The organism is Pseudomonas sp. PDM22 (assembly GCF_014851965.1).
Lineage (GTDB): Bacteria > Pseudomonadota > Gammaproteobacteria > Pseudomonadales > Pseudomonadaceae > Pseudomonas.
Window position 1 is genome coordinate 667613 of sequence record NZ_JACVAR010000002.1, and the last position, 14100, is coordinate 681712.

The following is a 14100-nucleotide window of genomic DNA, read 5'->3' on the forward strand; positions in this document are numbered from 1 at the left end:
TAACCGCAAGCGGTTATGCGCCCTACATAGACTCGGAGTCGCTCTCCTCAGATCGACAGCTTCTTCGCGTTGGGCTGCTCGCGGGCCACGGTGAGGAACGGGTCCACCAGCGGCGGCCGCGCGGTGCCGCGGCGCCAGGCCAGGCCGACGTCCAGTGGCTCGGAGAGGTCCACCAGCGGCCGCGCCTCGATGATGTCGCCTTCCAGCGACCAGGGGCGGTAGGTCATGTCCGGCTGGATCGACAGGCCCAGGCCCGCCGCCACCAGGCTTCGCACCGCCTCCACCGACGCCGTGCGCAGCGTCACCTGCGGTACCAGCCCGGCGCGGGACCAGATGCGCTGGGTGTGCAGGCCCATCTCGTCGGCGTTCAGCTGGATCAATGGCTCGCCCGCCACATCGGCCAGGCCGATGCTGTCGCGCTCCAGCAGCGGGTGCTGCGCCGGCAGCCACAGACGGTGCGGCGAGTGGGTCAGCACCTCGGTCTGCAGGGCGTGGCGGTCTTCCAGGTTGGAGAGGATCAGCACGCCAACATCGATCTCGCCGCTCACCAGCAGGTGCTCGATGTAGGGGCGCTCGTCCTCCACCACGCGGGTCTGCACGTTAGGGTAGGCGCGCTGGAAGCGGTTGATCAGGTCCGCCAGGTAGTAACCCGCTACCAGGCTAGTCACGCCGATGGTCAGGCTGCCGGCCACCTGGTCGGTGCTCTGCTGCAGGCTGCGCTTGGCGTTCTCCACCGTGGCCAGGATCAGGTGCGCCTGGCGCAGGAACTGGTGGCCCTGGTGGGTCAGGGTCATGCCCTTGGCGTGGCGGTCGAACAGGCGCACGCCGATCTCCTCCTCCAACTGCTGGATGGCGAGGGTCAGGGTGGACTGGGAAATGAACACCGCCTGGGCGGCGGCGGAAATCGAGCCGGTCTCGGCGACGGCGATGAAATGGCGAATCTGGCGGAGCGTCATCATGGTGATTGGCCGCTGGCGCCAAGCCCGGTCTAGAGCCTTGTCTAGCCGCTCTCGGCGCTTTTCATTGTTGATTATCGAAAATCTATAGGAGCATTCTTTTAAATCGAATGAAAGCGGCCTATTTGCGCTGCGGACCCGCGGGCATTGGCCCGCAATATCCGGAAGCACACTGTCGCTGCGTCCCGGCCGCGCGCTGGACTAGAGTCGGAATCCACAATTTTCGATAGACACAATTTCCGATAGAACAGTGGAGATCGCCATGAACACTCGCGGCCTGCTCGACCAACTCCTCAAATCCGGCCAGGACCTCCTGCAGAACAAGGGCGTGGCCCGGCAGGACGGCGCCCAACAGTCCTCTTCGTCCGGCAAGGGCGGCGGCCTGGACCTGGGCAGCCTGCTCTCCGGTGCCGGTGGCGGCGCCCTGGCGGCGGGCGCGCTGGGCCTGCTGATGGGCAGCAAGAAGGCGCGCAAGATCGGCGGCAACGTCGTCACCTATGGCGGCCTCGCGGCGCTCGGCGTGCTTGCCTACAAGGCCTACGGCAACTGGCAGCAGAAGCAGGCCAGTGCCCCGCGCGGCGAGCCGCAGACCGTCGACCGCCTGCCACCGGCGCAGGCCGAGCAGCACAGCCACGCCATCCTGCGGGCCATCGTCGCCGCCGCGAAGGCCGACGGGCATATCGATGATCGCGAACGCCAGCTGATCGACGGCGAAATCGCCAAGCTCACCGGCGACGTCGAACTGCAGGGCTGGCTGGATCGCGAACTGGCCAAACCGCTGGACCCGGCCGAAGTCGCCCGCGCCGCCACCAGCGAGGAAATGGCTGCCGAGATGTACCTGGCCAGCCTGCTGATGGTCGACGAGACCAGCTACATGGAACGCGCCTACCTTGACGAGCTGGCCCGCCAGCTGAGCCTCGACGCCGGCCTCAAGGTCGAGCTGGAAGCCCAGGCGCAGAAGGCGCTGGACGCCGTGCCCGCGTGACCTTCCTCGCAATCGCCGGCTGAAGTCGGCGCCGGGCGGCAATCGCCTGGCTGGCAATCTCTCGCGGCGGCAGGCTTCGCCCCGGGTGTCCCGCCCTGACACCCGGCCGGCGAACGGCGCTGGCGCATCGGTGTGGCGGGACTATCGTTGCCCAACGCATAGCGAGAGTTGTCATCTCATGAATGCTGGTTCTCTTTTCGATCAACTGCTCAAGGCAGGTCAGAGCTCATTGCTGCAACAGGTTGGCGACGCCGCCCGGCGCGCCACGCAAGCCGGCGAGGGTCACTCCATGAACACTGCAGATCTACTGGAACAATTGCTGCGCGGCAGCCAAGGCGCATCGGGACAACAGGGCGGCGGCGCGGGAGGCCTTGGTGGCCTCGGCGGGTTGCTGGGTGGGTTGCTGGGCGGCTCTTCCGGCGGCGCCGGGGGTGGACTCGGCGGTCTGGGCGATGTACTCGGGGGCATGCTCGGAGGCGGCATGAACAGCGGCGGCGCGCCGCAAGGCCGCACGGGCAGCAGCGGCGGCATCAACTACGCCATGCTCGCCTCCCTCGGCATGATGGCCTTCCAGGCTTATCAGAATTACCAGCGCCAGCACCCGGCTGCAGCACCGCAGCAGCAGTCGCTGATGACCGTGGACCAGCTCTCCGGCCCGGAGGCCGAGGCCCACAGCCATGCGATCCTGCGCGCCATGATCGCTGCCGCCAAGGCCGACGGTCGCATCGATGAAAAGGAAAAGGCCGCCATCCAGGCCGAAATCGCCCGCCACACCGATGAGCCGGAGCTGCAGGACTGGCTCGATGCCGAGGTGCGCAAGCCGCTGGACGCCGCCGAAGTCGCCGAATCCGCCCAGGGCGACCCGGCCGTGGCTGCGGAGATGTACCTGGTCAGCGTGATGCTGGTGGACGACCAGCAGGGCACCGAGCGCACGTACCTGGACGAACTCGCCTACAACCTCAACCTGGCCCCGGAACTCCAGGCGCACCTGGAGCAGCAGGCCAAGGCCGGCGGTGAAGTAGCTTGATGCAACTCAGCGCACGGATGTAGGAGCGTTCGTACAATTTGACGGTCAGAGCGCTCGGACGAACGCACCCACAAGGTGCGTTCGTTCTTCAATTCTGCAAGGAGGCTTCATGCCGTTCGTACGATTCACCCTCCCCACCGCGCTGCTGCTCAGCGCCACCGCCACCTTCGCCAACGCCGCCAAGCTGGAAGACGTCGCGCCTTATCCCAAAGCCGATGAAGGCTTCGTGCGCCAGGTCATCCACCTGCCCAAGCAGGCGCAGGAAGAGAACTTCAAGGTCGAGATCCTCGCCGGCAAGACGCTGACCGTCGACTGCAACCGCCAGCGCCTGGGCGGCACCCTGGAAGAAAAGACCCTGGAAGGCTGGGGCTACTCCTACTACCGCCTGGACAAGGTCAGCGGCCCGGCCAGCACCCTGATGGCCTGCCCGGATGGCAAGACTCGCCAGGACTTCGTCCCGGTGGTCGGAGATGGCTTCGTGCTGCGCTACAACAGCAAGCTACCCATCGTGATCTATGCGCCGAAAGACGTTGAAGTCCGCTACCGACTGTGGTCGGCCTCCGAGAAGGTAGAGAAGGCCCGCGCCGAATAACGCTGCTCTCCCTGTAGGAGCGAGCTTGCTCGCGAACAGCTCTTTCGGCGATGCCGGTGGTGGGCGGGTTCGCGAGCAAGCTCGCTCCTACAATGTCTACTCCGCGATTACCACCGCAGCGCGATCCTCCGGCGCAGCACGGTGATGCCGCCAGATGGCCGCAAACAAAGCCTCCAGATCGACGGTGAAGCGCGCCGTGTCAAACAGCGGCGACTCCATTCGTGCTGCGCTCAGCCGCTGGCGCAGGTCTTCGCGCTTCGCAGCGTCCAGCGCCAGCGCCTTCAGCCGGTCGAAATAGTCCTGCGCATCGGTCGCCACCAGTTCATCGAACCCGTGTGTCTTGAGCAGGCTGCCCGCCACGCGGCTGGTAAATGTCTCGCCAAGCCGGGTCAGCAGCGGCACTCCCACCCACAGTGCATCGCTGGCGGTGGTGTGTGAAGTACAGGGGAAACTGTCCAGTGCGATATCGGCCAGGGCGAGGCGAGCCAGATGCTCCGACTGCTTCAGCCGTGGGGCGAACACCAGTCTCTCGGCCCCGACGCCGCGCTCCTGCGCTTCCCGGCGCAGGTTATCGCGGGCTTCCTCCGCTTCCGGCTCGAGCAGCCAGAGCACGCTGCCCGGCACTTCCCTCAGCAGGCGGCACCAGAGGTCGAACTCGCCAGGGTTGAGTTTGAGTAACTGGTTGAAGCTGCCGAACACCACGCCCTGTTCCGGCAATCCCGCATCGGCGCGGTTCGGCGGTGGGGCCAGTGGTCGGTCACGGTCATTGGGTTGGTAGCTGTGGGGCATCAGCGCCAGCTTCTCGCTGAAACGCGGCGCATGTTCGGCGGGCGTCACGGTCGGGTCGCCGATAAGATAGTCGGCCAGGCGCGGGTGGCCCAAGCTGCCGGGGTAACCCAGCCAGTTGACGATCACCGGCGCCGGGCGCAGGGCAGTGATGCCCTGGCGCGCGCCGGTGGTGTAGCCCTTCAGGTCCACCAGGATGTGCAGGCGCTGCTCGGCGATCAGCCGTGCCGCCGCTTCGTCGGATAGCTCGCGCAGATCATGGCGAGGCAGACCGGTTGCGGCGATGCGGCGGGTGAAGTAATCCTCGCGCTGCGGGCTGTAGTCGAACAGCTGGATATCCACCTTCGTTCTGTCGTGGGCTTCAAGCACGCCCATCATCAGGTGCATCGTCGCGTGCCCGTAGAAGTCGCTGGACAGGTAGCCGATGCGCAGGCGTTCGCCGTCCACCGGCTCCATCGCCAGCGACGCGCTCTCCAGCTCCGCCGGCCAGCGGGATTCGGCGTAATGCCGCGCCGCGTCTCGGTGTTGCTCGGGAGTGAGGGCGGGAAGGTTGATCAGGCTCCAGGGTGTGGTGCGTTCCTGAGTGGGATTGCGCAGTTGCTGCAACAGCACTGCATCCACTTCCGCCAGCCGCGGCCAATCGGCCAGGTTGCGCAGGGCGAATTGCAGGTCGCCCCAGTGCCTGGCCTTGCTGAACCAGTGCGCCGCTTCCGCGTGGCGCTTGCGTTTCTCCAGGGCGCGGGCCAGTTCCAGCTGCAGGTCGGTGTTGTCGGGGCTGATCTTCAGCGCCTGGGTCACAAGCGGAATCGCCGCCTCGCTGTAGCCGCGTTCACGCAGATGGTTGGCCAGGTTCTTGTAAGCCAGTACGTAGCCCGGCTCACTGGCTATGGCCTGGCGATAGAGCTGTTCCGCCTCGACGTACTCGCGCCGGCCATTGAGGATATTCGCCAGGTTGTTCGCCGCCTTGGCGTTGCACGGCTGCAGTTTCAGGCAGTTGCGGAAGGCCGCCTCTGCCGCGCCCTCATCGTTCACCGCGCGCTCGGCCAGAGCCAGGTTCAGATAGAAGGTGCCGTCCTTGCGCAGCATCAGGGCTCGCTTGAACAGCTCCCGCGCCTGCTCCGCCTTGCCTTGCATCAGGCAGGCCGCACCGCAGAGATGCAGCACATCGGCATTGCGTGGCTGCGTGCGCAGCAGCTGCCGCGCCAGGTTTTCGCCACGGGCGAGGGCGCCACTGTTGAGCGCATCGACGATGCTCTGCAGGGAAAGGCTGGGTTGGCGCTGGCGCATGACGATTCTCCGGAATGGGACGCCGGATATCTTCGGTAAATTTCGCCTTGGATGAATCGGAAATAGCTGTCAGGGATCCCTGAAGCTATAGGTCTGTTCCAATTTGCCGTCGCTGGCGTCTCCGGTGTCCGAGATGACTTCAGCCGATGCGCGGGAGTTGCGGGTAAGGCTACGGGTGGGGTGTGTCGTACATGGCAGAACGCCCCGCAACCTTGGCTGCGGGGCGTTCGCGGTCGATCAGTTGTCTACCGGCTCCTCGCGGCTATGGCGCTTGCCATCCGGGCTGACCGAGCGCACCTGAACCGTTGAGCTCACCTTGGGCTGCGTTTTCACGTCGTAGCTCTGCCAGTGCTGCCCACCATCGATGGTGTACTCGATGCCCAGGCCGGGCAGGGCGCTGTTGGCTTCCAGTTTGCCGCCGATCACCTTCGCTCCTGGTACCGGCAGGCGATAACCGACACCGGCCTTGTCCAGCTTCGCCAGTTCGCGCTGGCCGATCAGGTTGGCAAAGCGCTGCCAGTCGCCGTGCAACGCCTTGGCATCGATCCAGTGGGTTTCGCCGCCCTTGTATTCGCGGCCGGCCTGGTAGTCCTGCTCCCAGCCGGCGCGGTGCCACGCACGCTCGGCCACGCTCAGCAGGCGCGGGTAGAGCTTGTACTCCATCATCTCGTCGGTGCGTGTGGTCTCGCTCCATAGCTGGGCGGACAGGCCGTAAGCGCCCGGCCAGGGCTTGTCGCTCTTCGCGGTGAAGGGGGTGCCATCGCGGTCAACCGAGGTTTCGGCGTTCTGCGGCAGGTTGTCCGGCGCGAAGCTGAAGACCTTGCGTTCGTCGCTGTAGCGGGTGCCCCAGTAGTAACCGTTCTCCTGCGGGTTCACTTCGGCGGGGAAGTCCAGGTAGACGTAGTCGGGGTTGGAGATGATCACCTCGTAGCCCTTGTTCGCCCAGTCGTTGGCTGTGTCGAAACCGCCCCAGTAGAGGGTGTCCCAGAAGTTCACGGCGACGCGCCGGGTGGCGAAGGCCTTGGCATCCTTGGCGTCTTTCAGGCCGTCCTGCCAGGCCTGCATGCCGTCGATACCGTGGCGCTTGACCATCTGGCTGACCTCAATGGCGAAGTGGCTCGGCAAGTGTTCCAGGTCGGCTACTTCACCTTTGGCAATCAGCGCCTGGCAGGCCTGCGACCTTGCCCAGGGCTTGTCCTCGACGCTCTGGTCGACGATGCCCTTGCCTGGCTCGAGCTTGCCGCCCTTGTCCTGGTAGCCCGGCCCCAGGCGGATGTTCTTCGCCTCGTCTCCGCCGAAGTGCCAGGTTGCCAGCGGTTGGCCGGCTTCGGCGTGCATGCGCGCCACCTCGCCAATGATCTTGTCGACGAAGCGCTTCGAGGAGTCCAGGCAGGGGTTCAGGTAACTGCGGCGGTCATAGAACTGCACCGAGGTGGTGTTGGAGGTGTCGGTCGGGTCGAGCAGACGGAATTCATTGGCGCCTTTTTCGTCACCGGCCTTGAGCAGTCTGTCGTGACGCGCCTCCATGGAGATCAGCGCAGCACGGGTATGGGCAGGCATGTCGATCTCAGGGATCACTTCGATCTGTCGCGCCTTGGCGTATCTCACGATCTCGATGTAGTCGGCGCGGGTCAGGAAGCCGCTGCCATTGTTGTCGGGGTTCGGTCCGGAGCCCAGCTGCGGCAGCAGGCAGGTCTTCTCGCTGAGGTCGTGGCAGCGCCGGGCGCCTACTTCGGTCAGTTCCGGCAGACCGGGAATCTCCAGGCGCCACCCCTCGTCGTCGGTGAGATGGAAGTGGAATTTGTTCAGCTTGTAGGCGGCCATCTGGTCGAGCAGACGCTCCACCGCCGCCTTACTGTGGAAGTTGCGCCCGATGTCCAGTTGAACGCCGCGATAGGCGAAGCGCGGTGCGTCCCTGGCCTCCAGCTGAGCGATCTTCGCACTGCCGTCGGCGGGCAGCAGCGAGAGAATGGATTGCAGGCCGTGGAATACGCCGGCCTGGTCGTAACCGCGCACTTCCGTTTTCTTGGCGCCGATGACCAACTGGTAGGCGCCGCTCACCGCCTGCCTGCCCTTGAAGCTGGTCGCTGCGATGGAGGTGTTGATCGGGTAGCCGCTCTTGAGCGTCTTCACGCCCAGCAGGGTGAAACGCTGTTGCACCGCCGCCGCGCTGGCTTCGTCCAGCACGTCCAGGGTCAGGTTCACTCCGGCGCTGAGGTCAACATCCTCGTCGAAGATCTTCACGTTTTGCGGCGTGGGTATTATCTGCCCGCGCAGGTTTGCCGCCGGCAGCACGGACAGGTCCGCGTTCCTTTCGAAGCGGCTGCCCGGCAGCATCAGTACGTTGTGGTCGGCCGCCGTGCGCTTCCACAGATCACCGGTGAAAGGCGTGACGAAGTGGCGCAGCTTCTCCGTGTCGGTGCTGGCGATGACCTTCGGCTGAGCGTCCGGGGCGGTGGCGTACCAGCGAGGCATGATGTCGCTTTCGAACAGTTGCCAGTATTCGCCGATCAGCGGGATTTCCACGGACTGGCCGGCGGCGAAGCCCGTGAACTTTTCCGTCGGCTCGATGCGGTGCAGGTCCCCGGTGACGAAGGTCACCTTGAACTGGTCGTTGAGGGTCTTCAGCACCTGTCGCGGATTGTGGAAGTAGATCGCCCAGTCCTTGTCTTGAATCGCGCTATCGCTGGTCAGGGTCACGCTCCACAGATTGCACGATGCCCAGTCCGCACCCAGCGCCGCGCAGTCGATGCCGTTGTCCGCGGCATGGTTGTCCTTCACCGTGACCTGGAGCTTCAAACGGCTGAGTTGGTCGACGGTTTGCTGCTGCGCCTGGCTGGCGCTGGCGAAGGCCAGCATGCTCAGTGCAATGGCGGCTGCCAGCGTGGTTCGGTTCAAACGGACCATGGCCTGTTCGTCCTGAATCAGTGATTGCGGATTTCCTGCCAGATCTTCTGGCAGGCCGGTTGTTCGTTCTCGCCTGCTCCGGTCTTTGCCTCTTCCAGGCACTTCTGGTAATCCAGCACGCGCACGCTTTCTTTCTCAGCGAAGGCGCGGTGCTGGTCACCCTGCATCAGGCTTTGCAGCATCGACTGGCAGACCTTCACCTGGTCCGCCTGGCCCTGGGCTGCGGTGATGCAGTTGCGGTAGGCCTGGCGTGGGTCGGTGGTGGTGTCGCTGTGCTGCGCGCAGCCGCTCGTTGCAGCGGACAGAGCGGCAAGCAGAAGGATTTTTTTCATGCTCGGGATCACTCTCGGCGGCTGGGTCAGAAAATGGTGAAGGGCGCGATCACGATGAACTTCAGGTCGTGCTCGTCCTGGAACATGTTCCCGTAGCCGTTGCTCCAGCTCGGGTTGTCCGAGTGGTTGTCGTAGCGGGTGTAATGCAGCTTGAACAGGGTTCCCTTGGCTGCGCCGCTCTGCACTGTGTACAGAGCGTCCAGGCTGTAGGCCGTCTCGATCACGCGCTGGCTCTGGTCGTATTGCGGGGCGGTGCTGGGCCTTGCGTCCCAGGCGTAGACATAGGAGCCGCCCACCGCGAAGCCGGGCAGGCTCCAGTTGGCCAGGTCATAGAGGGCACCGGCATACACGGCCTTCTCGCCGTTGGCGTTGAAGTCCGAGCGGTTGTCCCACCACACGTCCAGGCGGCCGTTGGATGAGGCATAGGTCGGCGTCATGCGCTGGAGGAAATAGCCCTGGTTGCCGTTGGCCTTCACGGCGGTGCCTTCCAGGCGCAGGTCGACCTGGCCGAGGCGATAACCGAAGGTCACGGCTTGCAGCCACGCCAGGCCGTCATAGAGGTCGTTGACCCCGCCATCGTTCACCTTGTCGCGCGCGCCATAGAACTGGTAGCTGGTGCTCAGTGGGCGCCCGGCCAACTCGAACTGGTAGCTGGCCTTGGTGAAGTACTGGTCCACATAGCCCTGCGCCTGGCCGAAGGCGGCTTCGAGCACGAGGTTGTTCTTGAAGTCGTACTTGGCGCCCAGCGAGTGCAGGTAGTCGACGCGGGTCGTGCGGTCGTTGCGGTAGAAGCTGTCCACCTGGGTGTGCCACGGCGCCTTGTACTTGTCCGTCCACATGTAGGAGAAGCCCAGCGCCCCGGCATCGTCGTAGTCAAAGTCAGCGCCTGCTTCGGCGCCCTGGTAGGTGCCTGGCAGGAAGCTCCAGTGCGAGGCCAGCAGCGACTGCCCGCTGGGCTGGATGTAGCCCGACCGCGCCCAGGCCGGGCCGAACCTGAACTTGGCCGCTGCCTTGTAGAGGCTCGCGCCGCCCTTGTCGCCGGAATAGTCCTCGTCGTAGGTCTTGTTCTTCGAGGAGAAGGCGATCTCGTTGGGGTGGGCGCTGTCGTGGTCCTCGGCGAACTCGATGGCGGTGAATGCGCCTAAGTCCAGGCCGATCAGTTCGGCGGCGTAGCCGGAGGAGAAGTCCAGGTTGGCGTTGCCAGTGGCGTGCTTGAGGTTGGTCTCGTAATTGCCGGTGGAAATGTCCTTGCGTTCACGGTCACGCTGCCAATAGTAGAGCCCGCCGGTGAGGGTTGAATCCTCAACGAAGCCAGCTGCACTGGCCGCTGGAACGAATGGCACAGCGCTGCCCAGCAGAATGCTGGCGACGGCCAGCCCCAGTGTCCTACGCCCATGGCGATGAAGAGTCATCGGTTGTTTCTCGTTGCCTTGGATATGCGCGGTCAGTGGCGTTGGAATGCCCTGACGCAACCTGAAAGGGGCGGGACGTTAATTTCTGAAGGGCTTGCAGGGTTCACTGCCAGCGCTGCATTCAGGGGCAGTTGGCGGCAATGAGTGGTGCTTGGCGGAAGGCGGGAAATATGTGCACGGCATGCGCCAGGGCACAGAAGCGGCAACGTGCGAAATGGGGAGGCGCGGGCGGAGATGGGAGCGGAATTGTTTGTTGGGTGCAGGATTTCAACAAGTGGTGTTAGCGCACAGTTTCAGTATCCAGTTCTGCCTCGGGCTCCGGTGGACGGCTCGGCGGAGAATGGCTTGTCTGAATGCCTGGCTTCGTCTGAAGGGAATTTCGTACAAGTGGAGGAGTGAGCGCTGAAGTGGGGGAGTTGCCTTGTCTGGCGGACTCAGGTTGGCGATGCAGCACCCCATGAAGCAAACATGAGGCGCCATGACTCAAGATGGTTTTACTGGGCGTAAGCGGCCAGGTCCGTCCTCAACTGGTCGAGAATGGCCGAAGGCTTGCCGTCCCCCCATCCCAGATGCACGCCCATCCTGTCGAGGCACGCGATGGCCGCCATGGCGGAGGCTTTCAGCGAGGCGTCCATGCTGCCGGTGATCTTCATTTGCCCGAATGCGGCGGCAATGACGACGCGGCAGCTCTGGTAGATGTCCGGCTCGAGCGCTTTGTTTTCCGGCTTGAGCGCATCCTCGATATCGATTGAGGCCGGCTCGATGAAGGTCATCCCCCACTGGGTTTCGATCAGCCATCGCGGGAAGTTCGAAGCGTTCGGAGTCTTCTGGGTGCGGATGAAAGCGGCAAGCTCACCGAGGGCATCGCTACCTTCGTCGCTGCCGAAGGGCGCGTCTTCATCGCAGCAGTCGTAGTAGACGTCATCGGCAAAGTGGGCGACGAAGCGCGGGTGCGAGGTCAGGCGATGCAGCCCGACTTCCTCGTCGTCGAAGTAGCGGTGGCTGTCATAGTCGAAGGGGAAGTCGACATAACCTTTCTTCATCTTGCCCTGGGTGAGCTTCCGGGCCTGCGCCTCGCAGTCTTCGGGGGATGCGAATGCCTTGATCTGGTTGCGGCCGCTGGTGCCGCTCTTGCCGTAATTGAGCAGCAATTCGGAGCCCAGCGTTTCAACTCGCCAGAACTTGTCCGCTTTTTCTTCCGTGAATTTCAGTGACGCCTTCATCCTGACCTCGGGTGGTTTGCAGGTGAAGGATTATCTGGATTCCCGGCCGGATGGTCGAGGGCGTAGGGCGCATAACGCCCCAGGCGTTATCCGCCATCCCGACGGCGGATAAAGCGTTCCGCTTTATGCGCCCTACGAGTGCAGCCGGGGCACATCGTAGGAGCGCGCCCCGCAGCCATCGCCGCGGGGCGCTCACCATCAACTCAGGCGCAACGCCTGCGGCAACTCCGGCAGTGGCACCCAGACCTGCCCCTGCCAATCGAGCACGCTCAGTTGCTCGCGCTCCCAATGCAACAGGCGACGGCGTGGGCCTTCAGTCGGCCCGCTGCCAGCTTCCGCCCGCAGGCTGGGCACCACTGTCTGGGTGATCCACTGGCGGATGCAGCGGTTTTCCGGGTGATAGAAGTGAATCAGCGTGGCGTACAAACCGGATTCACTGACCAACTCCACTTCCTCGGTGGGTTGGTACTCACCCAGGATCGAACGGCGACACAACTGGTCTGCGTCCAGGTTGTGTTCCAGACGTTCTTCCAGGTAGGCACGCATCAGCTTCGCCAGATCGCGTACGACGAACCACGGTTGCTCCTCGATCAGCAGGGCGCGCAGGCGGCGTTTGTGGCGGTAGAAAGTGGTGGGGAGGAATGGTGTTTGGGTTGTGGAAAGGGACATGGATTGGGCGTCCTATACGTAACGCTCCATGCTAACGGGCATGTATTCCGCCGCGAGGGTGTGTTCAGCACCATATTGGGCAGGCTAAATATCGCTCTCTGTCGAGTCAATGGACTTAAGTGCCGAATTTCTGGTAGGAAAACGCGAAACAGTGGAATTTGGCTATGCTCCATTTTGGTCGCACTCAGCGACCAAAAATCAAGGAACCTGATTTTTAAGGATGATGCCATGACTGATAGAAGGCCCATAAACCCAAATGTTACCGTCCCGAAACCAGGTGGCGGAGATCAGCCGCGATCTCGAAATAAGGATGGTCAGATTCGTGAGAAACGTGATGACGCAGGAAAGTCGCGGAAGAAGTGACTAATCTTTATATAGAGTAGATCAGCGGAGCTTCTAGTGTTCATTGTATTGGTAAGTTTGAATGCAGAATGCTCCGCTTTTATCTTTGAGAGAAATTCTATGGGGTACGGTGGTCAACGAGATCCAAGAGAGTATCGCCGAATTATGGCGGAGGTATTCTTTGACCCTTGTCGTCGTAGAAATGGCGTTCGGCCATGCGCGGGACAGGGTTTTTCTGTGGATATGAAAATAGAGTGCTCTAAGTTAATTAGAGGGTATCCACTAGGCACAAGGGTGTACTTGGATGTAGTTGAGACAGATAAAGAAGGTGGGCAGTCTTTTTTGTATAGCAGCTACAAGTGGGCGCACGAAGTTGTTGAATGAATTTTTTGCTAATGAATAGCCGGTGACAGCACTCATACATACGCGTTACTCCTACAGATAAGGCCAATGACGTCGTTTGGCCGCCCACCAGTGCGTAGGGCGCATAACGCCCCAAGCGTTATCCGCCATCCCGACGGCGGATAAAGCGTTCCGCTTTATGCGCCCTACGAGCGCAGCCGGTGCACATTGTAGGAGCGGGCCATGCCCGAGATCGCGCGCATGGCGCGCTCCTACAGGGAGACGGAGGTTTCGCCGCCCACCAGAATCCCCTGTTCGCGCCCACAGACTTCCACCAGGAAATCCCACACCAGTCGCAGCCGCACCGAGCGGTGCAGTTCGCGCCGGGTACACATCCAGTATTCCCGTTCGATGAATTCCTCCGGCAGCACCGGCACCAGCCGCGGGTCGTGCAGGCCCATGTACTGCGGGAGGATGGCGATGCCGATGCCGGCCTGGGCGGCCTGTTGCTGGGCGACCACGCTGGTGCTGCGGAACACTACCTGCGGGTGGCGGCAGAAGCTGTGGTGGAACAGCAGTTCCTGGCTGAACAGCAGGTCGTCGACGTAGCCGATCCACGGGTGGCGGCTGAGGTCTTCGCGGTCGCGCAGGGGCGGGGCGTTTTCCAGGTAGGCGGGGCTGGCGAACAGGCTCAGGCGGTAGCTCGTCAGGCGGCGGCTGATCACCAGGTCGGCGCTGGGGCGTTCCAGGGTGATGGCGATGTCCGCCTCGCGGTTGGTGATGCTGACGAAGCGCGGCACCGATACCAGTTCCACTTCCAGGCCGGGATAGCGCTGCATCAGCTCGCCCAGGCGCGGGGCGAGGAACATGGTGCCCAGGCCTTCGGTGACGCCGATGCGGATCTGCCCCAGCGGCGAGATGGCCTGGCTCATTTCCTCCTGGGCGAGGAGGGCGGTGTTCTCCATGGCCTCGGCGTGCTTGAGCAGCGCCTGGCCGGCCGGGGTGAGCTGGTAGCCGCCGGTGTGCTGGGCGAACAGTTGGGTGCCCAAGTCGCGCTCGATGCTCTCGATATGCCGCGCCACCGTGGCGTGGGTGGTGCCCAGGCGCTTGGCGGTGGTCAGCAGACGCCCGCTGCGGTGCAGCTCCAGGAAGTAGCGCAGGTCATTCCAGTCGAACATCTCGGCAGTCCTTGTTGTTAGAAAACGCACAGCAGCTGACTCGAAACGACTGTTCTTTTATC

General features: G+C 63.4%; 11 protein-coding genes. 3 read left to right on the forward strand and 8 right to left on the reverse strand.

Annotated features, from left to right (window positions below; translation table 11 throughout):
* Window positions 1-47: 47 nt before the first annotated feature.
* Window positions 48-959 carry a LysR family transcriptional regulator gene (locus IB255_RS08735; RefSeq protein ID WP_081517787.1) on the reverse strand — a complete coding sequence of 304 codons (912 nt, stop codon included), beginning with the start codon at window positions 957-959 and terminating at the stop codon, window positions 48-50.
* Between the two features lie 259 nt (window positions 960-1218).
* On the opposite strand from IB255_RS08735, the gene IB255_RS08740 reads away from it, so the two are divergent.
* The 3 genes from IB255_RS08740 to eco all read left to right on the forward strand — a co-directional run bounded on the left by IB255_RS08740 (window position 1219) and on the right by eco (window position 3560).
* A complete protein-coding gene (locus IB255_RS08740; RefSeq protein ID WP_081517788.1) occupies window positions 1219-1941 on the forward strand; it encodes a tellurite resistance TerB family protein in 723 nt (240 codons plus the stop codon).
* Window positions 1942-2230: 289 nt separating this feature from the next.
* Window positions 2231-2968: a tellurite resistance TerB family protein gene (locus IB255_RS08745; RefSeq protein WP_081518177.1), complete on the forward strand. Its 738-nt coding sequence runs from the start codon at window positions 2231-2233 to the stop codon at window positions 2966-2968.
* A gap of 109 nt (window positions 2969-3077) precedes the next feature.
* Window positions 3078-3560: a serine protease inhibitor ecotin gene (gene eco / locus IB255_RS08750; RefSeq protein WP_081517789.1), complete on the forward strand. Its 483-nt coding sequence runs from the start codon at window positions 3078-3080 to the stop codon at window positions 3558-3560.
* Between the two features lie 96 nt (window positions 3561-3656).
* On the opposite strand, the gene IB255_RS08755 is transcribed toward eco, so the two are convergent.
* The 7 genes from IB255_RS08755 to IB255_RS08785 all read right to left on the reverse strand — a co-directional run bounded on the left by IB255_RS08755 (window position 3657) and on the right by IB255_RS08785 (window position 14038).
* Window positions 3657-5633: a tetratricopeptide repeat protein gene (locus IB255_RS08755; RefSeq protein WP_151186221.1), complete on the reverse strand. Its 1977-nt coding sequence runs from the start codon at window positions 5631-5633 to the stop codon at window positions 3657-3659.
* A gap of 237 nt (window positions 5634-5870) precedes the next feature.
* On the reverse strand, window positions 5871-8540 hold the full coding sequence (locus IB255_RS08760) for a family 20 glycosylhydrolase (protein WP_192210094.1): 2670 nt from the start codon (window positions 8538-8540) through the stop codon (window positions 5871-5873).
* Window positions 8541-8557: 17 nt separating this feature from the next.
* Entirely contained in the window at window positions 8558-8872 is a 315-nt protein-coding gene (gene chiQ, locus IB255_RS08765; protein WP_081517792.1) for a ChiQ/YbfN family lipoprotein, read from the reverse strand.
* Between the two features lie 26 nt (window positions 8873-8898).
* On the reverse strand, window positions 8899-10284 hold the full coding sequence (gene chiP / locus IB255_RS08770) for a chitoporin ChiP (protein WP_192210095.1): 1386 nt from the start codon (window positions 10282-10284) through the stop codon (window positions 8899-8901).
* Between the two features lie 494 nt (window positions 10285-10778).
* The gene (locus tag IB255_RS08775) at window positions 10779-11507 is read right to left on the reverse strand and encodes a WGR domain-containing protein (protein WP_081517794.1); all 729 of its coding nucleotides are present in this window, start codon (window positions 11505-11507) and stop codon (window positions 10779-10781) included.
* Window positions 11508-11705: 198 nt separating this feature from the next.
* Window positions 11706-12176 (reverse strand): Bro-N domain-containing protein, encoded by a 471-nt coding sequence (locus tag IB255_RS08780; RefSeq protein WP_081517795.1) that lies wholly within the window; start codon window positions 12174-12176, stop codon window positions 11706-11708.
* A 956-nt stretch (window positions 12177-13132) separates the two neighbouring features.
* Window positions 13133-14038 (reverse strand): LysR family transcriptional regulator, encoded by a 906-nt coding sequence (locus IB255_RS08785; RefSeq protein WP_081517797.1) that lies wholly within the window; start codon window positions 14036-14038, stop codon window positions 13133-13135.
* Window positions 14039-14100 lie beyond the last annotated feature (62 nt).